The organism is Moraxella ovis (assembly GCF_900453105.1).
Classification (GTDB): Bacteria; Pseudomonadota; Gammaproteobacteria; order Pseudomonadales; family Moraxellaceae; genus Moraxella; species Moraxella ovis.
Genome location: NZ_UGPW01000001.1, coordinates 1,485,306 through 1,508,511, shown reverse-complemented (window position 1 = coordinate 1,508,511; position 23,206 = coordinate 1,485,306). Strand labels below are relative to the sequence as shown.

Annotated in this window: 21 protein-coding genes and 1 tRNA gene; 20 read left to right on the top strand and 2 right to left on the bottom strand. The window is 47.5% G+C overall.

Annotated elements, in window-relative coordinates; genetic code table 11:
- Positions 1–62: 62 nt before the first annotated feature.
- A complete protein-coding gene (locus DYD54_RS07255; RefSeq protein WP_063514351.1) occupies positions 63–503 on the bottom strand; it encodes a helix-turn-helix domain-containing protein in 441 nt (146 codons plus the stop codon).
- A 202-nt stretch (positions 504–705) separates the two neighbouring features.
- Positions 706–939: a cupin domain-containing protein gene (locus DYD54_RS07250; protein WP_063514350.1), complete on the bottom strand. Its 234-nt coding sequence runs from the start codon at positions 937–939 to the stop codon at positions 706–708.
- A gap of 147 nt (positions 940–1,086) precedes the next feature.
- Between DYD54_RS07250 and DYD54_RS07245 the strand changes: the two genes are divergently transcribed.
- The 20 genes from DYD54_RS07245 (at position 1,087) to DYD54_RS07150 (ending at position 23,161) form a co-directional block, all read left to right on the top strand.
- A complete protein-coding gene (locus DYD54_RS07245; RefSeq protein ID WP_063514349.1) occupies positions 1,087–1,275 on the top strand; it encodes a hypothetical protein in 189 nt (62 codons plus the stop codon).
- Between the two features lie 98 nt (positions 1,276–1,373).
- A complete protein-coding gene (nuoE, locus tag DYD54_RS07240; protein WP_062499124.1) occupies positions 1,374–1,883 on the top strand; it encodes an NADH-quinone oxidoreductase subunit NuoE in 510 nt (169 codons plus the stop codon).
- Entirely contained in the window at positions 1,880–3,298 is a 1,419-nt protein-coding gene (gene nuoF / locus DYD54_RS07235) for an NADH-quinone oxidoreductase subunit NuoF (protein WP_063514348.1), read from the top strand. The genes nuoE and nuoF overlap by 4 nt, the downstream gene beginning before the upstream one ends.
- 1 nt (position 3,299) lies before the next feature.
- Positions 3,300–6,416, top strand: coding sequence for an NADH-quinone oxidoreductase subunit NuoG (nuoG, locus tag DYD54_RS07230; RefSeq protein ID WP_063514347.1), 3,117 nt, complete (start codon positions 3,300–3,302; stop codon positions 6,414–6,416).
- Entirely contained in the window at positions 6,417–7,445 is a 1,029-nt protein-coding gene (gene nuoH, locus DYD54_RS07225; protein WP_062499127.1) for an NADH-quinone oxidoreductase subunit NuoH, read from the top strand.
- Positions 7,446–7,994: an NADH-quinone oxidoreductase subunit NuoI gene (gene nuoI, locus DYD54_RS07220; RefSeq protein ID WP_029102048.1), complete on the top strand. Its 549-nt coding sequence runs from the start codon at positions 7,446–7,448 to the stop codon at positions 7,992–7,994.
- The gene (gene nuoJ, locus DYD54_RS07215) at positions 7,991–8,617 is read left to right on the top strand and encodes an NADH-quinone oxidoreductase subunit J (protein ID WP_084260655.1); all 627 of its coding nucleotides are present in this window, start codon (positions 7,991–7,993) and stop codon (positions 8,615–8,617) included. Before nuoI ends, nuoJ begins: the two co-directional genes overlap by 4 nt.
- Positions 8,614–8,964, top strand: coding sequence for an NADH-quinone oxidoreductase subunit NuoK (nuoK, locus tag DYD54_RS07210; RefSeq protein WP_063514346.1), 351 nt, complete (start codon positions 8,614–8,616; stop codon positions 8,962–8,964). The genes nuoJ and nuoK overlap by 4 nt, the downstream gene beginning before the upstream one ends.
- Positions 8,965–8,970: 6 nt before the next feature.
- Entirely contained in the window at positions 8,971–10,827 is a 1,857-nt protein-coding gene (gene nuoL, locus DYD54_RS07205; RefSeq protein WP_063514345.1) for an NADH-quinone oxidoreductase subunit L, read from the top strand.
- A 4-nt stretch (positions 10,828–10,831) separates the two neighbouring features.
- Complete coding sequence (gene nuoM, locus DYD54_RS07200; RefSeq protein ID WP_172459606.1) at positions 10,832–12,523, top strand: NADH-quinone oxidoreductase subunit M; 1,692 nt, start codon at positions 10,832–10,834, stop codon at positions 12,521–12,523.
- Positions 12,524–12,535: 12 nt separating this feature from the next.
- Complete coding sequence (locus DYD54_RS07195) at positions 12,536–14,008, top strand: NADH-quinone oxidoreductase subunit N (protein WP_063514344.1); 1,473 nt, start codon at positions 12,536–12,538, stop codon at positions 14,006–14,008.
- Between the two features lie 119 nt (positions 14,009–14,127).
- Positions 14,128–14,940 (top strand): ferredoxin--NADP reductase, encoded by an 813-nt coding sequence (locus tag DYD54_RS07190; protein WP_063514343.1) that lies wholly within the window; start codon positions 14,128–14,130, stop codon positions 14,938–14,940.
- A 29-nt stretch (positions 14,941–14,969) separates the two neighbouring features.
- Positions 14,970–15,584: a nicotinamidase gene (locus tag DYD54_RS07185; RefSeq protein ID WP_084260653.1), complete on the top strand. Its 615-nt coding sequence runs from the start codon at positions 14,970–14,972 to the stop codon at positions 15,582–15,584.
- Between the two features lie 108 nt (positions 15,585–15,692).
- Positions 15,693–15,777, top strand: a tRNA-Leu gene (locus DYD54_RS07180).
- A 74-nt stretch (positions 15,778–15,851) separates the two neighbouring features.
- Positions 15,852–16,925, top strand: coding sequence for a DUF475 domain-containing protein (locus tag DYD54_RS07175; protein ID WP_063514341.1), 1,074 nt, complete (start codon positions 15,852–15,854; stop codon positions 16,923–16,925).
- Between the two features lie 315 nt (positions 16,926–17,240).
- Positions 17,241–18,440 (top strand): glutamine-hydrolyzing carbamoyl-phosphate synthase small subunit, encoded by a 1,200-nt coding sequence (gene carA / locus DYD54_RS07170; protein WP_063514340.1) that lies wholly within the window; start codon positions 17,241–17,243, stop codon positions 18,438–18,440.
- Between the two features lie 60 nt (positions 18,441–18,500).
- Positions 18,501–18,875: a hypothetical protein gene (locus DYD54_RS07165; protein WP_147285081.1), complete on the top strand. Its 375-nt coding sequence runs from the start codon at positions 18,501–18,503 to the stop codon at positions 18,873–18,875.
- Between the two features lie 77 nt (positions 18,876–18,952).
- Positions 18,953–22,189 (top strand): carbamoyl-phosphate synthase large subunit, encoded by a 3,237-nt coding sequence (carB, locus tag DYD54_RS07160; protein ID WP_063514338.1) that lies wholly within the window; start codon positions 18,953–18,955, stop codon positions 22,187–22,189.
- Between the two features lie 131 nt (positions 22,190–22,320).
- Complete coding sequence (gene greA, locus DYD54_RS07155) at positions 22,321–22,797, top strand: transcription elongation factor GreA (RefSeq protein ID WP_063514337.1); 477 nt, start codon at positions 22,321–22,323, stop codon at positions 22,795–22,797.
- Between the two features lie 7 nt (positions 22,798–22,804).
- Positions 22,805–23,161, top strand: coding sequence for a SirB2 family protein (locus DYD54_RS07150; RefSeq protein WP_063514336.1), 357 nt, complete (start codon positions 22,805–22,807; stop codon positions 23,159–23,161).
- The last annotated feature ends 45 nt before the right edge of the window (positions 23,162–23,206 follow it).

Sequence of the window (23,206 nt, the reverse complement as noted above, 5' to 3'; positions counted from 1 at the left end):
CGCATCATTTGTCTGTTTTAAATGGCTTTTGTTATTTTGATGTTATTGCATTGATATTGGCGTTAGCGATAAGTGCTTGGAGATAGGCCATAATGTGCTTTAAATGCACGATTAAAATGGGTTTGTGAGACAAACCCTGTCTCAATGGCAATTTGTAATACCGACTGCTGGCTGGTACGCAAAAGCCTTGCGGCATATTCAAGACGCATCGTTTTGACAAAAGTATGCGGTGCGACACCCAATGTCTTTTGAAATAGCCGAATGAGTGTTGAGCGAGATAAATGCAATTTTTTACACATTGCAGGTATGCTAAAATCATCGTCAGGCTTATTGGTAATTTGGGTAATCAATTCTGACAGCCTAGGGTGCTGATGTGTCTTTAATACACCACCTAATTTTTCATTAGGCAAAGCACGCAACACATATACCAGTATTGATTGGGCTAAATTATCCACCAAAAACGCATTGCCAATTTGATTGGGGTTTTGAGCTTCATCGCTCATTAACTTTACCAACGGATGCAGTGTTTATTCATTTAAGGTTACAATAAAAAAATCTGGCAGATTTGCCAATAAGCTACTGTGTTTGTCGGTATAAAAATTTAAGCACAGCATTGTGCAATCGGTCTGGTTGCCAACTTGATTGACCAAAAATGCCCCTGACATACTTTGGATAGCACAAGTGGCATCAATCAAGCGATGTGTGTCAGCATTGGCATTTTGTATGCAGTGGGTTATCCCACAAAACAAGGCAATATCCCCCGCTCTTAAAATGTGAGTTGTGTTTTTTTACAGCAAGTTTTACCACCCCTTTGGTTGCGATATGCAACATCATTTGCCCTGCTGTGGGCTGTTGATCTATCTGCCACTCACCGCCCAAGCGATAATCTATATGCACGCCTGCACGAAGTTGTGCCAGCGTTAATAAACTACCTAGCATACAATCCCCCAAATGGATTAATTGTACTAATTTTTGAGACAAAAAGGTAAGTACAACAAATAAAAATCTTTATAATAGCACCACCGTAATGCAATTATACTTGAATATTGTGGTTAATCAAAAACTAATTTTAATAAGGGGGCTATTATGTCTTTTGCCGACTGGAAACAAATCACCAATCACACCAAACAATCTTTTGGTAAATGTTATCAGTTATTTGAAAATAGCACCAAATCTTTTAGGGTGGCAAAAGGATATGGCACGGTGGACGGTGGCAAAATAGGAATAATTCTTACTAAATACTTACACAGAATTTTGCATGGTAACTTTGTGTAAAATTTGAACGCAACACTGTGTAAGTTTATGTTATCATACACGAATTTAGCTAGCAGATGTAGCCAGCTTCGGCAAGCTGTTCATAAAAAAGGTCTTTTATGAAAATTGTAACCGACAAAACCCCCAAAGTGGACATTCACGCCATTTTAACACCTCAAGAAATTGACGGCATTCATCATCACATTCATCACTACCCACAACCGAGGGCGGCGGTGCTTGATGCCCTAAAACTCGTCCAAAAACGTAACGGCTGGGTGGACGATGCCCAAGTGGCTGCCATAGCCCATATGCTGTCCATGCCTGTGGCGGACGTGGAGGGCGTGGCGACATTTTTTAACCGCATTTATCGGATGCCAGTCGGTCGCCATGTGATTTTGATTTGTGATTCTATCGCTTGTTATCTGAACGGCTATGAGGCATTGGCGGATGCTTTTAAGCGTGAGCTTGGCATTGATTATGGGCAAACCACAAAAGACGGTCGTTTTACCCTGCTTCCCATTTGCTGTCTTGGCAACTGCGATAAGGGGGCGAGCGTGCTGATTGATGAGGATACTTATGGACCTGTGTTGCCGTCTGAGGTCGGTCTATTGTTGGAGCAATACGCATGAATAAACCAAATGTCGCCGAGCAAATCAATGCTCGTAAAAACGGACTTGCCCCAAGCCAACTAAATCGCCAAAAAACGCCAATCTGGGGCGTAGGACTGGCGGACGGTCAAGCACCGACTTCGCTTACTCACCCCTTGACATGGCGACTGTATCATCATGATGCAGTGCTGACATTGGCAGATTATAAAGCCTTGGACGGTTTTAAAGGGCTAAAAAACGCCCTAGCCAAAGACCCAAGAGAAGTAGGCGAGATGATAAAAACCGCCAACGTGCGTGGGCGTGGCGGTGCAGGCTTTAACGCAGGGTTAAAATGGACCTTTATGACGCCGCCTGACGGCGGTGTTCGTTATCTGATTTGTAATGCCGATGAAATGGAACCGGGGACGTTTAAAGACCGTCTTTTAATGGAGCGACTGCCTTTTCAGCTGATTGAAGGAATGCTCATTACCGCCTATGCCATTGGGGCGAGCGTGGGCTATATCTTTATTCGTGGCGAATATGTCCTAGCCGCCGAACGCTTACAAAACGCCATTAACGAATGTATCGCCAATAATTTGCTTGGCGAGGGTATTTTGGGGACGGATTTTAACTTTGAATTGCATGTCCACACAGGGGCAGGGCGGTACATCTGTGGCGAGGAGACGGCTCTTATCAACTGTTTGGAGGGTCGCCGTGCCAACCCACGCACCAAACCGCCATTTCCCCAAGTCTCTGGGGCGTGGGGTCGCCCAACGGTGGTCAATAACGTTGAAACCTTAAACAACATGCCTGCCATTTTGTTAAATGGGGTGGAGTGGTATTTATCCTTGCCAAACGCCAAAGGCAAATCCACCACCCCTGGCACTAAGATTATGGGGTGTAGCGGTCGTGTCAAGGACGCAGGGCTGTGGGAAGTGCCATTTGGCTATACAGCTCGTGAGCTGATTGAGCTTGCTGGCGGTATGCAGGACGGCTTAACCTTAAAGGCGTGGCTACCTGGCGGAGCGAGTACCGACTTTTTGACGGCAAGCGATGAACACCTTGACCTTGTCATGGATTTTGACCCGATTATGAAGGCAGGCTCACGCCTTGGGACGTGTCTTATGATGGTCGTGGACGAAACGCAAGACATGGTAAGCCTGTCTAGAAACTTACAACAGTTTTTTCAAAGAGAATCGTGCGGTTGGTGTACCCCTTGCCGTGATGGCTTGCCGTGGGGCGTAAAAATCCTTGATGCGATGGAAAACGGACAAGGGCAAGCGGACGACATTGACAAATTGTCCGAGCTGACACGAGATTTATGGCTTGGCAAGACCTTTTGTGCCCATGCCCCAGGGGCGATGGAGCCACTCATGAGTGCGTTACGCTATTTCCGTCATGAATTTGAGGCAAAAGTGGGCAAATCAGAGCCACAAGACAACAAAGTGGGGGCATAACATGGCAATCCTTCATATAGATGGCAAAACCTATGACGTGGACGGCTCGGACAACCTATTGCAGGCGTGTCTGTCGCTTGGCATTGACGTGCCGTATTTTTGTTATCATCCTGCCTTGGGTTCGGTGGGGTCGTGCCGTCAATGTGCGGTCAAGCAGTACATGAGTGAGGAGGATTATCAGACAGGGCGTGGCAAGTTGGTCATGAGCTGTATGATTGCCCCCACGCCAAAAAGCGATACTTGGATTTCGGTGGACGATGCCGAGGCAAAGGCATTTCGCAAAAGCATCGTGGAATACTTGATGACCAACCACCCCCACGATTGCCCAACTTGTGAGGAGGGTGGTCATTGTCATTTGCAAGACATGACCTACATGAGCGGACATAGAAAACGCCGTTACCGCTTTACCAAACGCACGCACCACAACCAAGACTTAGGAGCGTTTATCAATCATGAAATGAACCGCTGTATCGCTTGCTATCGCTGTGTGCGGTTTTATAAGGATTACGCAGGTGGCACGGATTTTGGGGTGTATGCGTCAAATAACCGTGTCTATTTTGGGCGTGAAGAGAGCGGACAGTTACAGAGTGAATTTAGTGGTAACTTGACCGAAGTTTGCCCCACAGGGGTGTTTACCGACAAAACGCACTCAGACCGCTACAACCGTAAATGGGACATGCAATACGCCCCAAGCATTTGCCACGGCTGTTCAAGCGGTTGTAACATCTCGGCAGGCGAGCGTTATGGCGAGCTTAGACGTATTGAAAACCGCTATAACCATGACGTAAACGGCTATTTCTTATGCGACCGTGGGCGTTTTGGCTATGGCTATGTCAATCGTAGCGATCGCCCAACCCAGCCTGTGCAGAATGTAAACGGACAATTTGTCAAAACCAGTGCAAGCCTTGCGGTCGATAGCGTGGCGGAGTTATTAAAAGGCAAAAACGTCATCGGCATTGGTTCGGCTCGGGCAAGTTTGGAGAGTAATTTTGCCCTAAAAAAACTGGTCGGAAGCGATTATTACAGCACAGGCGAGCGAGCGGTTGTCAAAGACGTGGTGGATTTGGGCGTGGCGCTGTTACGCCACAAAGATGTGCATAATGTGTCTTTGGCAGAGATTGAGATGGCAGATAGCGTGTTTGTGTTGGGTGAGGATTTGACCCAAACGGCAAGCCGTGTCGCCTTGTCGGTGCGTCAAGCGTCCAAAAACAAAGCCCGCCAAATGGCAACTGCCCTAAAAACCGAGCATTGGCTTGCCGAGCCTGTCAAGCGTATCGGGCAAGAGGCGTACAGTCCCATTTATGTGGCGAGCGTGGTGGATACCAAGCTGTCCGACATCGCCAAAGTGTCTGCCGTTGCCACGCCAAACGACATCGCCAAATTGGGCTTTATGGTGGGCGACATCATCAAGGGCTATGCTGATACACTAGATGAGATTGGCAAAAGCGAGAACGCCATTTTTGCCAAAGAACAAGAGCCAAATCTTGCGATAGATGAGAACATGGCAATGGAGTTCTTGGCTCATCATATCGCTTATGATTTGATTATGGCAAACCGTCCACTTGTCATCACAGGCACCAGCTTGTCATCAAAAGCAATCGTACAAGCGACAGGCTATATTGCCCAAACCTTGACCGCCAAACGTGCCAAAATCGCCCATGTGGAGCGTGAATTTGTGGAAGTGCAAAACGCCAAAATCCGTGATGAAGTGGCTCGTCAATTCATTGACCCTGATAAAGATGCCAAAACGGACGGCACACACACCACAGAGCGAGACCCCAATGAGTTTGAAAAAGAGCTGTCATCTCGTTTATTAAAAATAAATGCTCTATATGCCGACAAAACAGGCGTGTACGTTGCCATGCCAGAGGCGAATAGCGTGGGCGTAAACTTGCTTGGCGGACAGGCGATAGAAGAAGTGCTGGCAAAAGAATTTGAGGCGGTGGTGGTGCTAGAACATGACTTAGCCAACCTTGCCCCAAGCCAATTTGACAAATTGACCGAAAAAACGCTTATCGTCCTAGACCACCAGTCTTATGACTGGCACACCAAAGCCGACATGGTGCTATCTGGTGCGTCATTTGCAGAAAGCGACGGCACGCTTGTGTCTGCCGAAGGGCGAGCAGGGCGGTTTTTTGCCAGTTTTGACAAAAAATACTATGAGCCAAACAGCGAGCTAAAAGACAGTTGGCGTTGGCTACACGCTGTCGCTAATGCCTTGATTGGCACCAGTTTAACAAATGGCAATGATGAGCCAACTTGGTATCATCTTGATGATGTCATTGATGAGCTTATCACCGATTATCCACACCTTGCCCAAATCAAAGACGTTGCTCCTGAGTCGGACTATCGCATTACAGGGCTAAAAGTCGCCCGTGAGCCACGCCGTTATTCGGGGCGGACGGTGTTACGCTCGCCCATTTCTATCCACGAACCCATGCAACCTAAGGACTTAGACAGTGGTTTGACGTTCTCCATGGAAGGCTATGTGGGCGATAAGACTGACCCAAGCCTTATCCCATTTGCGTGGAGTGCAGGCTGGAACTCGCCCCAAGCATGGAACAAGATCCAAGACAAAGTGGGCGGACGGCTAAAAGGCGGAGATGTCGGCATTCGTCTGTTTGATGACTTGCCAAAAGTTGAGACGGTATTTGACAAAGCCGAGCTTGACAGCATGATAAGCACGAGCATTTTTGACGGTCGTGCGGTCGTTGTGCCTGTGCATAATCTATTTGCAAGCTCACACATGGCAAGCCGTAGCCCTGTGGTGGTAAGCCAAATTAAGCCTGCCACATGGACAATCAGCGATGATGATGCCAAGCGTTGGATTATCAAGGCAGGCGATAAGCTAACCCTTGCCCAGCATGGGATAGAGATTACCCTGCCTGTGGACGTGGCGGACTATGTGGCGGACGGCTGTATCGGCTATCCTGACGGGCTTGTGCCGTTTATGGTCGGTGTGCCGACAACCGTCAAAAAGGCGGAAGCCGACACGCCTGTCTATGTGCCTGAATATCAAAAAAGTGTGGCAAATCTCGCTAATATCAAGCGTGAAACTATCTTTACACCAAAAGCTGGGTTTAATAACGCACCGTTAGCAATGCAAGTGGGGGCATAAATGAGTATTCGTGTGATTCCTGATGTGCCGTCATGGCTTGGCGGTTTGTCCTTTGAGTGGTGGTCGCTTATTTTTATGACCGCCCAGACCTTGATTATCTTTTTAGGGCTAGTCATCACGGCAGCACTCATGATTGTCTATGAACGGCGTATGCTTGCCCTGTGGCAAGACCGCTATGGTCCAAATAGGGTCGGTTGGCAAGGGTCGCTACAACTGGTGGCGGATATGCTAAAAATCTTTTTTAAGGAAGACTGGACACCCAATTTTGCCGACAAACGCCTGTTTACGCTCGCCCCTGCCATTGCCATGTTTACCGCTTTGGCAAGTTTTGCCATTATTCCGCTATCGCCCACGCTTGGGGCGGCGGATTGGAACATTGGCATTTTGTTCTTTTTTGCCATGGCAGGGCTTGCTGTGTATGCGGTGATGTTTGGCGGTTGGGCAAGTGCCAATAAGTTCTCGCTGTTAGGTGGACTGCGTTCGGCAGCTCAGACGATTAGCTATGAGGTGTTTTTGGGCTTGTCGCTCATGGGTGTGGTGGCGATGGCAGGCTCGTTTAATTTGCGTGAGATTGTTGAAGCTCAAACAACTGTCTGGAACGTCATTCCGCAGTTTTTGGGCTTTTTGACCTTTGTGGTGGCAGGCGTGGCGGTTACGCACAGACACCCCTTTGACCAACCAGAAGCCGAGCAAGAGCTTGCTGAAGGGTATCATGTGGAATACTCAGGCATGAAATTTGGTATGTTCTTTATTGGCGAGTATGTCAATGTCGTGGTGATTAGTGCCTTGATGACCTGCTTGTTTTTTGGGGGTTGGCTTGCTCCTTTTAACCTAGATTTGCCCTTTGTTCCGCCTGTGTTTTGGTTTTTGATTAAGACCTTGTTTTTTATGACCTTATTTGTGTTGGCTCGTGGCTCGCTCATGCGTCCACGTTATGACCAAGTGATGAATTTTGGCTGGAAAGTGTGTTTACCTGTAACCTTGCTAAACCTATTGGCGACTGCTTTTGTGATTTTGATGGTGAATTAAATGTTTGCAACTTTAAAAAATACGGCGGTGGGCATTTTTACCATTGTACGCTCTATGTGGATGGTAAATTCTCATGCCTTGCGTCCACGAGACACGATTTTGTACCCCGAACAGCCTGTGCCTGTACCGCCCCGTTTTCGTGGGCGAATTGTACTGACAAGAGACCCTGACGGCGATGAACGCTGTGTGGCGTGCAACCTATGTGCGGTGGCGTGTCCTGTGGGCTGTATTAGCCTACAAAAGGCGGAGCGTGAAGACGGTCGTTGGTATCCTGAATTTTTTCGTATCAATTTTAGCCGTTGTGTGTTTTGTGGTATGTGCGAAGAAGCCTGTCCGACTACCGCCATTCAGCTAACCCCTGATTTTGAGCTTGGTGAATACAACCGCCAAAATCTGGTCTATGAAAAAGAGCATTTGCTGATTAGTGGCGTGGGCAAATACCCAGAATATAACTATTATCGAGTAACAGGCATGGCAACAGACGATAAGCCCAAAGGGTCGCACGAGCGTGAAGCAGAGCCTGTTAATGTACGGAGTTTGTTGCCATGATTGATGTGTTAAAGGCGTTTTTGGCAAATGGCGATGCGGTGGGCTTTTATGCCTTGTCGCTGATGGCGATTTGGGCAAGCCTAAGGGTGGTTACGCACGCCAATCCCGTCCATGCCATTTTATCCATGATAGTGAGCCTACTGGCGGTGGCGGGGATTTTCTTTATCATCGGAGCTCCATTTGCAGGCGTGCTTGAAATGATTGTCTATGCTGGGGCGATTTTGGTCTTATTTGTGTTTGTCATTATGATGTTAAACTTAGGCACGGACACCACAGAAGAGAAGACGTGGCTGACTGCCAATGCGTGGGCAACCCCGTTTTGTATGACGCTTATCATCGGTGGCGTGCTTGTTGGGTTTTTGACCGCAGGGGGTAGCACCATGTTACAAGATAACACCATTGGTGTAAAAGATGTCGGCATTAGCCTATTTACCCAATATGTCTTGCTTGTGGAAGTGGCAGGATTTTTATTGCTTGGGGCATTGGTGGCGGCGTATCATTTGGGTAAAAAAGCCCTAGATGATGAAAACGTGAGTCATTATCAAGATGACCCAAACAATGATGCACCAAACCGCCAGCCTGATGCACCTGTATTTAGCCAACAACAAGGGGGTAAATCATGAGTTCTTTACAAACGGCAACCCAAACGGCAGAGCTTGCCAGTCTTGGCGTGCCTGCTCATCATGCCTTGATTGTCTCGGCGATACTCTTTGTCATTGGCTTGGTTGGGGTCATGGCAAGACGAAATGTGCTGTTTATGCTTATGAGTTTAGAGATTATGATGAACGCCGCCGCCCTTGCCTTTGTGGTGGGGAGTAATATTTGGGGCAAGGCAGACGGGCAGATTATGTTTATTTTTGTCTTGACACTGGCGGCAGCCGAAGCGGCGATCGGGCTTGCCATACTGTTGCAGTTTTATCATCGATTTAGAAGCCTTGATGTCAATCGTGCCAGTGAATTAAAGGGGTAGGGCGGTATGAATTTGTTAGCATTGACCTTTATTTTCCCCTTGATTGGCTTTTTGATATTAGCCACAGGGCGAGATAGAATTTCAGAAAAACTTGCCACGATAATCGGCGTGGGAGTCATGGGTTTGTCCGCCTTGACCACGGCAGTTGTGGGTGTGGATTATTTGGCGAACAGCAGTGATAAGACGGTATTTACGACACTGTGGACGTGGTTGTCGGTGGGCGGTTTTGCCCCAAAATTTGGCTTGGCGTTGGACGGTTTGTCCTTGACCATGACCGCCATCATCACAGGCGTGGGCTTTTTGATTCATCTGTTTGCCAGTTGGTATATGAAAGGCGAGACAGGATATGCCCGTTTTTTTAGTTATCTAAATCTATTTGTGGCAAGTATGTTATTGCTTGTACAAGCGGATAACTTACTCCTACTCTATCTGGGCTGGGAAGGCGTGGGTATCTGCTCTTACCTACTTATCGGTTTTTATTATCACAACCGAGCTAATGGACGGGCGGCTATCAAGGCATTTACCGTAACCCGTGTGGGCGATGTGTTTTTGGCGATTGGGCTGTTTTTGTTGTACCAACAGTTTGGCACGCTAGACATTCATACTATCATCGCCAAAGCTCCCGAGCTGTTTACCGTCAATAATCCTACCATGGTGCTGACCGCTCTCATGCTTGTGGGTGGGGCGTTTGGTAAATCAGCTCAAATTCCACTGCACACTTGGCTTGCCGATGCCATGGCGGGTCCTACGCCTGTTTCGGCTCTGATTCACGCGGCTACCATGGTAACCGCAGGGGTGTATCTGATTGCCCGTATGCACCCTGTCTTTATGCTGACCCCTGACGTGCTATTGTATGTGGTTGGTGGTGTGGGGGCGTTGTCTATGCTCGTGGCAGGATTTTGCGCGTTGGCACAGACTGACATTAAGCGTGTGCTTGCTTACTCTACCATGAGCCAGCTTGGTTATATGTTCATCGCTTTGGGCGTTGGGGCGTGGCAAGTGGCGATTTTTCATTTGATGACGCACGCATTTTTTAAAGCCTTGTTATTCCTAGCCAGTGGAGCGGTGATTATCTCAACACACCATGAGCAAAACATCTTTAAGATGGGCGGTCTGCGTAAAAAAATCCCCCTTGTGTTTTGGTCGTTTGTCGTTGGTGGTGGGGCGTTGGTTGCCTTGCCTTTTGTAACGGTTGGCTTTTATTCCAAAGAAGCGATTTTGTGGGAAACTTATGCCACAGGACACATGAGCCTGTTTTGGGCAGGCGTGTTTGGGGCGTTCTTAACGTCAATTTATACCTTCCGTTTGATTTATCTCGTGTTCTTTGGGCAAGAAAAAACGCATGGCGAGAAGCTATCTGGTATCAGCTATGCCCTGCCTTTGGCGGTGCTACTGGTGCTATCGACAGGGATTGGGGCGTGGATTCATCCACCTTTGGCAAATGTCTTGCCAGCGAGTGTGGTTAGTGCCCTTACAGACGGCAAGCACACCGCCGAGATTATCGCTGTGGGCGTAACCGCACTTGGCTTGGCGGCAGCTTACTTTTTGTATGTGCTTGACAAGGGTAAGATTTTGACAAAATGGACAAATTCTGCCTTTGGTGGGGCGTGTACTTATTGGTGCTATCATGGGCTGGGTTTTGACGCTCTTTATGACATTGTGTTTGTTAGGCCGTTTTTGGCGATTTGCAAGCTATTAAAGAGCGACCCTGTGGACAAACTTTGGAACATTTTGCCAGCATTGGCAAGCGTGGGCAATAAGCTTACGACCAAAACTCAAACAGGGCGACTGGGCTCTCATGCGGTGAGCTTCGGCTTGGGGTTGGCAGTTGTGCTACTTTTGGCAATAATGATGGTGGTATAAGATGATGGAACAAAATTGGCTTTTGCCGACATTGATTGCCATTCCTTTTGTGGCGGGATTTTTGTGTTGGCTGATTGAAAAAGTAAACGACAAATTGCCACGTTGGATAGCGTTATTTGCCATGCTTGCCACCTTTGGGGTGAGTTTGGTACTGTGGCAACAGGGCGACTTTGGCAGTCTTATCGTAACAAATGATGCAGCCGAGGACGGCGCATTACCATGGGCGGCTGAGTTTATTGTGCCTTGGATTGCGTCTTTGGGCATTAACTTTCATCTGGCGATGGATGGTTTGTCGCTGCTCATGATTGCGTTGACGGCATTTTTGGGTGTTATGGCGGTCGGCTGTTCGTGGGGCGAGATTACCCGCCGAGTGGGATTTTTCCATCTTAACCTATTATGGTCATTGGGCGGTGTCATCGGTGTCTTTTTGGCGATTGATTTGTTCCTTTTCTTTTTCTTTTGGGAACTCATGCTATTGCCAATTTACTTTTTGATTGCCTTGTGGGGACATAACGCCACAGGCGGTAAGACCAAAGAATACGCCGCCACGAAGTTTTTTATCTACACCCAAGTATCTGGGCTGATTATGCTCATCGGCATCTTGATGCTGGTCATCATTCATTTTAGTCAAACAGGCGTGCTAAGTTTTGCGTATCATGATTTGTTGGGACTGGATTTGGGCAAATGGGAATATGCCATCATGCTGTGCTTTTTTATCGGCTTTGCAGTCAAATTGCCCGTATTTCCGTTACATGGCTGGCTACCTGATGCCCACGCCCAAGCCCCAACAGCAGGTTCGGTGGACTTGGCGGGGATTTTGATTAAGACGGCGGCGTTTGGTTTGCTGCGTTTTGTATTGCCGTTATTTCCCACCGCATCTGCTGAATTTGCCCCTGTGGCGATAGTTTTAGGGGCGATTGGGATTTTTTATGGGGCATTTTTGGCATTTGCCCAAACCGACATCAAGCGCCTGCTTGCCTATACCAGTATCTCACACATGGGCTTTGCCCTGCTTGCCATTTATGCTGGCAATATCATCTCGCTACAGGGCTTGATGGTGCAAATGCTCGCTCACGGTTTATCTAGTGCGGCACTGTTCATCATGGCGGGTCAGCTTTATGAGCGTCTGCATACGCGCGATCTGAACTTGATGGGCGGTATGTGGGGTCAATTTCGCTATTTTGCGCCGCTACTGATGTTCTTCTGTGCGGCATTGCTTGGCATCCCTGGTACGGGCAACTTTATCGGCGAGATTTTGATTTTGGTTGGTTCGTTCGATCAGTATCCTGTGATTGTGGTGCTTGCGACAATTAGCCTTGTGCTTGGCGGATTGTATTCGTTGATTTTGATTTATAAGGCACTTTTTGGGGATAATACCGCACCAAAATTAGCCAAAGAAAACGGTGGCCGCCTAAGAGATCTGGGTAAGCGTGAGCTATCGCTACTAAGCGTTCTTGGTATTGGTCTGGTCTGGCTTGGTCTGTATCCTCAGCCTGTGCTAAACACCTCTGATTCTGCGATGAGCTGGATTGCTAAGGCGTATGCTGATGAACTGCCTGCCAAGCATAACGCGCCGCACGGCATCGCTGATCATGTGCATGGACGCCATCACCACCACGGACATCACCATCATCATGGACATGAGCATCATGAACACGGTCATGGTGAACACGATCACAGCAAGCATGGTAATTAAGGAGAAAATTTCATGAATCATCTAATCGAATCCTTAATGTCTCTAGCGCCGATGGTGATCGTTGCGCTGACGGCAGTAATCGTCATGCTTGCCATCGCAATCAAGCGTTCGCATTTTTGGTCGGCGACCTTAACGGTAATCGGACTAAATGCCGCACTCATCACGCTAATCGCGCAAGCATTTGGCGTATTGCCAAGTGGCGCATCGAATATGCTATTTGTGGTGGATGGCTTTGCTGTATTTAACATTGCGATCATTCTAATTGCATCTTTGGCTTGCTGTACTTTGGCTTATGGCTACTTCCAGACGCTAACTGATAATAAAGATGAGCTGTATCTGCTCATGCTTATTAGCACGCTTGGGGCGATGTTGATGGCGTGTGCGACGCATTTGGCATCGTTCTTTATGGCGCTAGAACTACTATCCGTGCCGATGTATGGCATGCTGGCTTATGCGTTCATGCGTTCGCGTTCGTTGGAGTCTGGTCTTAAGTATCTGGTCTTGTCCGCCACAGCGTCCGCCACACTGCTTATGGGCATGGCATTTATCTTTGCTGATACTGGCGTATTGGGCTTTAAAGAGCTTGGGTTGGCACTTGTGCATGGTCAGGCAAGCATGTGGTTTGCACTCGGTGCGATCATGATGGTGGTGGCAATCGCCTTTAAGCTGTCAGCCGCGCCATTTCATGCGTGGGTGTCTGACGTCTATGAGGGTGCGCCTGCACCTGTGGCGGCATTCTTGGCGAGCGTGAGTAAGGTTGCCATGATGGCATTGGCGATCCGCTTCTTGACGACCACCATGATTACAGAACTCAATGCATTCTACGGGGTGCTGATATTAATCATTGCTGCGTCGATCTTGCTGGGTAACTTGCTTGCCATTCGCCAAACGAACCTTAAGCGACTGCTTGCCTATTCTTCGGTTGCGCACATTGGTTATGCCTTGGTTGCGCTGCTCAGTGCTGGTGCGGGCAGTGCTGGCGTGATTAGTATGTACATGGCGGTGTATGCACTGACTTCTATCGGTGCCTTTGGTGTGATTACCTTGATGTCGAGCCCTTATAAAGAGCGTGGGCGGACGTCTATCTCGGGCGAGGCGGATGATCTAAGGTTTTATCAAGGGTTATTCTGGCGCAGACCTGTCTTGACGGCTGTCTTGACCATGATGTTGCTGTCATTGGCGGGTATTCCATTAACCGCAGGATTCATGACGAAGTTCATGATCATCTTCTCATCAGTACAAGGCATGCGCTTCTGGGCGGCATTGTTTGTGATCTTAGGCAGTGCGATTGGTCTGTCATATTATCTGCGCGTACTGACCCAGCTGTATCAAAGACCCAAAGCGCATCTGGAATTTGACGTGCATCACGAATGGGGTATTAAAGCAGGGGGCATCATGCTGCTCGTTGTCACTGCGCTTATCATTTTCTTTGGTATTTTGCCAAATGGTTTGATGAATTTGGCAGGGCTTGCCATCATTCAATAAGGTACGTCGTTGATTAATGTATGAAACAAGTGTCCTGTTGGGCACTTGTTTTTTTATATAAAATTGTTACAATTAAAATCGAACTTAAGACAACTATATCAATCATAAAGAGAATAACAATGTCCGATCAGAACGCCACACCCATCAAAGTACTCTCTAAGACCGTCTGGTCGCCCACGCTATTTAGCTTCACCACGACACGCCCGGATGGATTTCGTTTCGATGCTGGGCAGTTTGTGCGTTTGGGCGTCGCTCCTGATGAATTGATGGCGAATGCCAATCAGCCCAAGCCTGCCATCAGTGCCAAGATTTTTCGTGCTTACTCGGTGGTGTCATCCCCTTATGATGAGCATTTAGAATTCTTCTCTGTGGTCGTGCCCGATGGGGCGTTCACCTGTCAATTACAACACCTACAAGTCGGCGACGCGCTATACTTAAACCCCGAGCCTTTTGGTTTTTTGACCCTTGCCCGCTATCAAGAGCCTGCCCCAAAAGACCTATGGCTACTTGCCACAGGCACAGGGCTTGCGCCTTTTTTATCGATGCTTGGTGATCTTGATACTTGGCAGAATTATGACGACATCGTATTGGCATACAGCGCGCGAACACAGGCAGAACTGGCTTATATGGATAAGATTCAAGAACTTCAGGCAAGCTTTGGTGAGCTTGTAGAGAATGCGGCGCGTTTTCACTTTGTTCCCATCGTGACTCGTGAAGATGTGGCTGACTGTCTGCATGACAGACTGCCTACGCTGATCACAAATGGCGAGTTAGAAAATCATGCCACCATACCGCTAAACCCAGAGACTTCACATGTGATGCTCTGCGGCAATCCACAGATGGTGGATGACACCAAGGAAGCTTTAAAAGTCAAAGGTTTAACGATGAACCGTCGCGGGGTGGGTAATATTGCGGTGGAGAATTATTGGTAAGTTTTAAAAGATATTATAAAGGAATGTTTATGAAAGCTCTATTGGTTGTGGATGTACAAAATGGCTTTGTCGGCGGCAATCTGACGGTGGCAAACAGCCATATGATTATCCCCACGATTAACCGCTTGATTGCTCATTTTGATACCGTGATTTTGACCCAAGATTATCACCCTGCCGACCACATTTCATTTTACCAAAATCATGACGGCAAAGCCCTGTTTGACACGATAGAACTACCCTATGGTACGCAGGTTCTATGGAATGCTCACTGTGTACAAGGGACATCGGACGCTCTTTTTCATGCTGATTTGCAAGCCGATAAAGCCCAGCTTATCATTCGCAAAGGCTATCATCGCCACATAGACAGCTATTCGGCATTTATGGAAGCCGACAGGGCGACCAAAACGGGGCTGGCGAGCTATCTTCATGAGCGGGGCATAGATAGCGTGTATGTGGTGGGTATCGCCACCGATTTTTGTGTGGCGTGGACGGCGATAGATGCCGTAGCGTTTGGGTTTGATTGCACGGTCATCATGGACGCCACTGCCCCGATAGATATAAATGGATCGCTGGATAAGGCGATGGCGGACATGACGGGCGTTGGGGTGAAATTTATTAATTCAAAAGATATTTTAAATCAATAACTTATAAAATTTTTAAAATTTTTAGCAAAAAATACTTGCCAAATTTTAAAAGTCGTATATAATACGCCCATCAAGACGACATCGACAGATAGTCTAGATAGACAACTTGGGGACGTGGCGGAATTGGTAGACGCACTGGATTTAGGTTCCAGCGCCGCGAGGTGTGAGAGTTCGAGTCTCTCCGTCCCCACCATATTAAAAACCAATAATCAGACGATTATTGGTTTTCTTTGTATGCCTAAACGAAAATTTGGCATAAGGTCTGATATGCGACATTTTTTATTTGATATTATTTTTACAATTGTGTGTTTCTTTATCGCTGCGTGGTGGGGTTATTCGCGCGGCGGTATGTCAGGCATGCTCGTGGCGCTGGGCGTGACCGCGATTTTGGCGGTTATGGAAGTGTCACTGTCTTTTGATAACGCCGTGGTAAACGCTTCTATCCTAAAGGGCTGGAATGATTTTTGGAAAAAGATTTTCTTAACCGTTGGGATGTTGATCGCGGTATTTGGCATGCGCTTGGTATTTCCCATCGTCATCGTGGCGGTGACTGCCAATCTAGGCATGCTTGAAGTGATTGATTTGGCGCTTAACAATCCTACCAAATATTCTGAGCATCTGAACGCGCATCATGCGGAGATTTCTGCGTTTGGTGGGATGTTCTTGTTGTTAGTGTTCCTAAAATTCATGTTCGGTGATAAAGACGTTCATTGGTTTAGTTGGCTAGAGTCACGATTGGTGAAGTTTGGCAAGGTGGATGCGATGAGTGTGTTTGTCGCATTGGTTGTACTCATGATTTCGATGAGCTGGGTGGATGAAGCCAAAGAGGGTGTCGTTCTGGTCGCAGGGATCTGGGGTATCTTGGCATATCTAGGCGTAAGCGTGCTATCAACGCTACTAGAAGGTGAGAGCAATCCTGACGAGATCGTGTATGATGCCAAGGGTAATCCTATCGCCAACACCGCAGGCGTGTCACCAGCCATCCTAAAGGGTGGTATCGCAGGCTTTATGTATCTAGAAGTGCTGGATGCGTCTTTTAGTTTTGATGGGGTGATTGGCGCATTTGCCATCACTAACGATGTCGTGATCATCATGATCGGCCTTGCCATCGGTGCGATGTTCGTGCGTTCGATGACGATTTATCTAGTGGACAAAGGCACACTGAGTGAATTCGTCTATCTAGAACACGGTGCGCATTATGCCATCGGTGCGCTGGCGATCATCATGCTGTTATCAACCAAATTCCACGTGCCCGAGATCGTAACAGGTCTGATTGGTGTGGCATTCATCGCGCTGTCGGTGTATAACTCCATCCAATATAACAGACGAAATCCGACTTAGGCAAATCATCTTCAAAATAAAAATGGCTAGGGCAAAAAATGTAAAAAGCGCTAGCCATTTTTTGTAAAGTTATGTATAATAACTCAAATCTGTGCCAAAGCGAGCGACCATGAAAAAAGATAACTTAAATTTTGCCTATCTTGCAAGTTAAGTTATTTGATTTTTCTAAGTTGTTCGCTTTTTTATGGGTGTATGATTTGATAAAGTGTGGCGTATTTGCCAAAAAATTTTGTCTAAAATTTGCCCATCCTGCACTCACCTCATTTCAAATTTTTATAACAAGTAATCTCACACCATTCATGTTCGGAGCGTGTCATGACAACAAAAAAAGCCATTTTAGCCTTAGCTGACGGAACCATTTTTCGTGGTGTAAGCATCGGTGCAGACGGTCAGACGACAGGTGAAGTTGTCTTTAACACCGCCATGACAGGCTATCAAGAAATTCTAACCGACCCAAGCTATGCCAATCAGATGGTCACCTTGACCTATCCGCACATCGGTAACACAGGCTGCAACAGCGAAGACAGCGAATCGGGTCGCATTCATAAGGTGTGGGCGAGCGGTCTGATCATCCGTGATCTGCCACTACTGCACAGTAACTTCCGTGCTGATCAGTCATTAAGCGAATACCTAATCTCACACGGCGTGGTGGCGATTGGTGACATCGATACGCGTCGTCTAACCGCACTACTTCGTAATACCGGCGCCCAAAACGGCTGTATCCTAACAGCTGATGCTAATGGCGAGATTGACGAACAAAAAGCAATCGAACTGGCAAAAAATGCACCAAGCATGAAGGGTTTGGATCTGGCAAAAGTATGCTGCGACCAAGACGGCTATGAGTGGACAGAGGGTTCATGGGAGCTGGCGCACGACGGTCGAAATGCCAAGATTACCGAAACTGGCGGCCGTTTTGCCAAGATTGGTACGGATATTGAGCAGCACTTTAATATCGTGGCATATGACTTTGGTGTTAAGACGAACATCCTTAGAATGCTCGCCGATCGCGGCTGTCATGTGACGGTAGTGCCTGCGACCACACCGATTGATGAAGTTCTAAAACATAACCCAGATGGTATCTTCCTATCTAATGGTCCTGGTGATCCAGAACCATGTACTTATGCCATCGATGCGATTCGTCACGTGATTACTAATACGGACATTCCTGTATTTGGTATTTGTTTAGGTCATCAGCTATTGGCTTTGGCAAGTGGCGCGCAAACCATCAAGATGAAATTTGGCCATCATGGCGCCAACCATCCTGTACAAAACATCATCGATGGTACAGTGATGATCACCAGCCAAAACCACGGTTTCTGTGTGGATGAAGATAGCCTGCCTAGCAACGTGCGTGTGACTCATCGTTCATTATTCGATGGATCAAACCAAGGCATCGAGCTGACCGATCACTCAGCATTTAGTTTCCAAGGACACCCAGAAGCCAGCCCTGGTCCGCATGATTGCGCTGTGTTGTTTGATCGCTTTGTGAGTGAGATGGAAAAAGCTAAGGCTTAATACCTAGCTCTACTGTATTAAATTTACCTATCTTGATTCGTCTACAAATGGGGAATGGTTGTGAAAAAATTCAGTGAAGAAGCAACTCATCCAGCAAGAGCTTTGCAAGCTTGGCAGATATTAATCTCTACAGCAATGAATAGGCAAACTCATACATATAAAACTCTATCTCAGAGTATGTATGAAAAGCCAGCTCAAGGTGTACTAGCACACATCTTAGGGTATATTGCACATTTTTGTAATAAATATGATCTACCACCATTAACAGTTTTGGTTGTTAATGAAAAAACAGGATTGCCAGGTGAAGGTATACTTTTCGATGATGATTTGCAATCAATAAGAGAAAAAGTGTATGCTTTTAATTGGTACGATGTTTATCCACCAAGTGAAAATGAGTTAAAAGAAATATATGTAGAGCAGTGCAAAGATCACTGACCGCTTTTGATCTAAGCTAAAATTCCAACACTGGAAAACCATCAATTTTTTGAATTTAAAATAAGAGAAGCTAACGCATGCCAAAACGTAACGACATACAATCCATTCTAATCATCGGTGCAGGCCCCATTGTCATCGGTCAAGCCTGTGAGTTTGACTATTCGGGTGCCCAAGCCTGTAAAGCCTTAAAAGAAGAAGGCTACCGAGTTATCCTAGTGAACTCAAACCCAGCGACCATCATGACCGACCCTGCAATGGCGGATGCGACCTACATCGAGCCGATCACTTGGCAGACAGTTGAGCGCATTATCAAAAAAGAACGCCCAGATGCAATCCTACCAACGATGGGTGGTCAGACAGCACTGAACTGTGCGCTAGACCTAGATAAGTATGGCGTGCTTGCCAAGTATGGCTGTGAACTGATCGGCGCGACCAAAGAAGCCATCGAAAAGGCTGAAGACCGCGAATTGTTCGACAAAGCCATGAAGAAAATTGGCCTAGAGTGCCCACGCGCAGACATCGCTGAGACGATGGAGCAGGCGCTTGAGATTCAATCACGCTTTGGCTTTCCTGTAATCATCCGTCCATCGTTCACCATGGGTGGCTCTGGCGGTGGTATCGCTTATAACAAAGAAGAATTTATTGAGATTTGTGAGCGTGGTTTTGACTTATCACCAACGCATCAGCTTCTGATCGATGAGAGCCTAATCGGCTGGAAAGAATATGAGATGGAAGTGGTGCGTGACAAAAAAGACAACTGCATCATCGTCTGCTCTATCGAGAACTTTGACCCGATGGGTGTACACACAGGCGACTCCATCACTGTCGCACCTGCTCAGACCCTCACCGACAAAGAATATCAGCTCATGCGTAACGCATCTATCGCTGTACTGCGTGAGATCGGCGTAGAGACGGGCGGTTCAAACGTCCAATTCGGCATCAACCCTGATAATGGTCGCATGGTGGTCATCGAGATGAACCCACGTGTCAGCCGTTCATCTGCATTGGCATCAAAGGCAACTGGCTTCCCGATCGCGAAGATCGCTGCCAAGCTGGCAGTCGGCTATACGCTAGATGAGCTTAAGAATGACATCACAGGCGGTAAGACACCTGCATCATTCGAGCCATCGATTGACTATGTGGTTACCAAAGTGCCACGCTTTAACTTTGAAAAATTCCCGCAAGCTGAGCCAACGCTGACCACGCAGATGAAATCTGTGGGTGAGGTGATGGCAATCGGACGTAATTTCCAAGAATCAATGCAAAAAGCATTGCGCGGCCTTGAGACGGGTGCGACAGGTTTTGATGAGATCGTCGATCTGACTGGCAAATCAACTCACGCCATTGAATCAGAGATTAAGAACCGTCTAAGCATTCCTACACCTGAGCGTATTTTCTATATCGCTGAAGCGTTCCGTCATGGCTTTAGCTTGGAGGATGTGTTTGAATTGACGAAGATTGATCGTTGGTTCTTGATCCAAATCGAAGACATCGTAAAAATCGAGAATGAAATTAAATCGCTAGGCTTTGGCGACCTAGACGCTGATAATATCCGTAAGTTTAAGCGTAAAGGCATGAGCGATCTGCGCATTGCTAATCTGATGGGCATCAGCCAAAAGCAATTCCGCAAGCATCGTTGGGGCTTGGGCGTATATCCTGTGTATAAGCGCGTGGATACCTGTGCAGCGGAGTTTGAGACATCAACTGCGTATATGTATTCTAGCTATGACGAGGAATGTGAGTCTCGCCCAACCGATAAAGATAAAATCATGGTCATCGGTGGCGGTCCAAACCGTATCGGACAAGGTATTGAATTTGACTACTGCTGTGTACATGCAGCACTTGCGATGCGCGAAGATGGCTATGAGACCATCATGGTGAACTGTAACCCAGAGACCGTATCTACAGACTATGACACGTCTGATCGTCTGTACTTCGAACCGGTGACGCTAGAAGACGTACTAGAAATCGTCCGTACTGAGAACCCGAAAGGTGTCATCGTACAGTATGGGGGTCAGACACCATTGAAGCTGGCAAGAGCGTTAGAAGAAGCGGGTGTACCTATCATTGGTACCAGTCCTGATGCGATTGACCGCGCTGAAGACCGCGAGCGCTTCCAGCGTATGCTACATCAGCTAAGCCTAAATCAACCACCGAACGCACTTGCTACCAGCACTGATGAAGGTCTGGTACGTGCCAAAGAAGTTGGCTATCCGCTGGTTGTTCGCCCATCTTATGTATTGGGTGGTCGCGCGATGGAGATCGTGTATAACGAAGATGAACTGCACCATTACCTAAAAACCGCTGTTCAAGCATCAAACGAAGCACCTGTACTGCTAGACAGATTCCTAGATGATGCGATCGAAGTAGACGTGGACTGTGTGTCTGATGGCAAAGAGGTTGTCATTGGTGGCATCATGCAGCACATCGAACAAGCAGGTGTTCACTCTGGTGACTCAGCGTGTTCATTACCTCCTTATTCACTAAGCCAAGAAATCCAAGACCAAATCCGTGAGCAAACCATCGCCATGGCGAAAGAGCTTGGCGTTGTGGGTCTGATGAACGTACAGTATGCGGTTAAGGATAATACTGTCTATATCCTAGAAGTGAACCCGCGTGCCAGCCGTACCGTACCTTTCGTGTCTAAGTGTATTGGCAATTCATTGGCGAAAATCGCTGCTCGCTGCATGGCAGGCAAGACATTGGCGGAGCAGGGCTTCACCAAAGAAGTCATCCCAAGCCACTACTCAGTGAAAGAAGCGGTATTCCCATTCGCTAAATTCCCTGGTGTGGACCCAATCCTATCACCAGAGATGAAGTCAACAGGTGAGGTAATGGGCGTTGGCAAGACCTTCGCAGAAGCGTTCTACAAGTCAATCATCGGCTCGAATGAGCGCCTGCCAGGCCTACCAACTGAGGGCGAGACCAAGACTGTGTTCTTGTCAGTGCGTGATAGTGATAAGAAATACGTCCCAGAAGTGGCACGTGCCTTGGTTAATTACGGTTTTAAATTGGTGGCAACTGACGGCACACAGAAGGTGCTGGCAGAAGCTGACATCGATTGTGAGCGTGTGAATAAAGTCAGCGAAGGCCGTCCGCACATCGTGGATGCCATCAAAAATGGCGAAATCGCAATTGTGATTAACACCACCGAAGGCAAGCAAGCGCAAGAGGATTCTTTCTCTATCCGCCGCAGCGCGCTACAGGGCAAAGTTTTCCATGTGACCACAATGTCAGCAGCACAAGCGGTATGTAAGGCTTATGAAATTAAGCTGCCTTTTGATGTGTATAAGCTTCAAGACTTGCACGCCTAAGATGGCAGATGAATTTGGCTTGAAGTTTTGAATCAAAACTGCTACCATTAGTCAATATTCTGACTGATAAAAAACACCACCCTTTTTGGCGTGGTGTTTTTCACTATTTGTATTTATTCATGGAGAAAATCATGCAACGTTATCCAATGACCCCGGAAGGGCACGCCGCTTTAGAAGCTGAATTAAAACAGCTAAAAACCGTTGAACGTCCACGCATCACCAATGCCATCGCAGAGGCTCGCGAGCATGGCGATCTCAAAGAAAACGCCGAATATCACGCCGCGCGTGAACAACAGGGCTTGTGCGAAGCGCGCATCCGTGACATCGAAGCCAAACTTGGCGGCTCGCAAGTCATCGATCCTACCAAGCTACCCCAAGATAGTCGCGTGGTCTTTGGTGTGACAGTGGTTCTTGAGAACATCGATGATGGTGAAGAGCGTCGTTACAAGATCGTGGGTGATGACGAGGCTGACGTTAAGACAGGTAAGATTTCCGTGAACTCTCCTATTGCTCGCGGATTGATTGGCAAGTCTGAAGGCGATGAAGCGAAGATTCAAACCCCAGGCGGCTTGGTAGAGTTTGAGATTTTAGAAGTTATCTACGAATAGGATTATCATGAAACATCTACACATGCTCATGGCGCTGATCACGCTAGGGTTGTTTTTGTATCAGACGATTTTTGTTTTTAGTGGTAAGCAGCTGGTATTGTCGCGTGCCTTTAAGGGGGCCAGCCACCTTATTTATCTGCTACTAGTGGGTACAGGTCTGTATCTATTTTGGCAATTAACCCAAGTAGCAGGCGTACAGCATTGGGCGATCGCTAAATTAGTGCTGCTATTCGTTGCGGTATCGGCGAACATTAAGGCCATCCGTCCAACCAGCACCAATGTGCAGGCTCGTGCAGGCATGCTACTTGCTGCGATGGCTTATTTGATCATCGTCATCTTGGCATATACCAAGCCAGGCATGTAACTTCTGTAGTAGGTATCTATCATTAACAGCAGATCCAAAGTTGGG

Coding starts and splice junctions, on each gene's coding strand:
- carA (WP_063514340.1), top strand. CDS start 17,241: ATGACAACAAAAAAAGCCATTTTAGCCTTAGCTGACGGAACCATTTTT.
- DYD54_RS07245 (WP_063514349.1), top strand. CDS start 1,087: ATGTCTTTTGCCGACTGGAAACAAATCACCAATCACACCAAACAATCT.
- nuoE (WP_062499124.1), top strand. CDS start 1,374: ATGAAAATTGTAACCGACAAAACCCCCAAAGTGGACATTCACGCCATT.
- nuoG (WP_063514347.1), top strand. CDS start 3,300: ATGGCAATCCTTCATATAGATGGCAAAACCTATGACGTGGACGGCTCG.
- nuoI (WP_029102048.1), top strand. CDS start 7,446: ATGTTTGCAACTTTAAAAAATACGGCGGTGGGCATTTTTACCATTGTA.
- DYD54_RS07150 (WP_063514336.1), top strand. CDS start 22,805: ATGAAACATCTACACATGCTCATGGCGCTGATCACGCTAGGGTTGTTT.
- nuoJ (WP_084260655.1), top strand. CDS start 7,991: ATGATTGATGTGTTAAAGGCGTTTTTGGCAAATGGCGATGCGGTGGGC.
- DYD54_RS07250 (WP_063514350.1), bottom strand. CDS start 939: ATGCTAGGTAGTTTATTAACGCTGGCACAACTTCGTGCAGGCGTGCAT.
- DYD54_RS07195 (WP_063514344.1), top strand. CDS start 12,536: ATGAATCATCTAATCGAATCCTTAATGTCTCTAGCGCCGATGGTGATC.
- DYD54_RS07185 (WP_084260653.1), top strand. CDS start 14,970: ATGAAAGCTCTATTGGTTGTGGATGTACAAAATGGCTTTGTCGGCGGC.
- nuoH (WP_062499127.1), top strand. CDS start 6,417: ATGAGTATTCGTGTGATTCCTGATGTGCCGTCATGGCTTGGCGGTTTG.
- carB (WP_063514338.1), top strand. CDS start 18,953: ATGCCAAAACGTAACGACATACAATCCATTCTAATCATCGGTGCAGGC.
- greA (WP_063514337.1), top strand. CDS start 22,321: ATGCAACGTTATCCAATGACCCCGGAAGGGCACGCCGCTTTAGAAGCT.
- nuoF (WP_063514348.1), top strand. CDS start 1,880: ATGAATAAACCAAATGTCGCCGAGCAAATCAATGCTCGTAAAAACGGA.
- DYD54_RS07175 (WP_063514341.1), top strand. CDS start 15,852: ATGCGACATTTTTTATTTGATATTATTTTTACAATTGTGTGTTTCTTT.
- nuoM (WP_172459606.1), top strand. CDS start 10,832: ATGGAACAAAATTGGCTTTTGCCGACATTGATTGCCATTCCTTTTGTG.
- nuoK (WP_063514346.1), top strand. CDS start 8,614: ATGAGTTCTTTACAAACGGCAACCCAAACGGCAGAGCTTGCCAGTCTT.
- DYD54_RS07190 (WP_063514343.1), top strand. CDS start 14,128: ATGTCCGATCAGAACGCCACACCCATCAAAGTACTCTCTAAGACCGTC.
- DYD54_RS07255 (WP_063514351.1), bottom strand. CDS start 503: ATGAGCGATGAAGCTCAAAACCCCAATCAAATTGGCAATGCGTTTTTG.
- nuoL (WP_063514345.1), top strand. CDS start 8,971: ATGAATTTGTTAGCATTGACCTTTATTTTCCCCTTGATTGGCTTTTTG.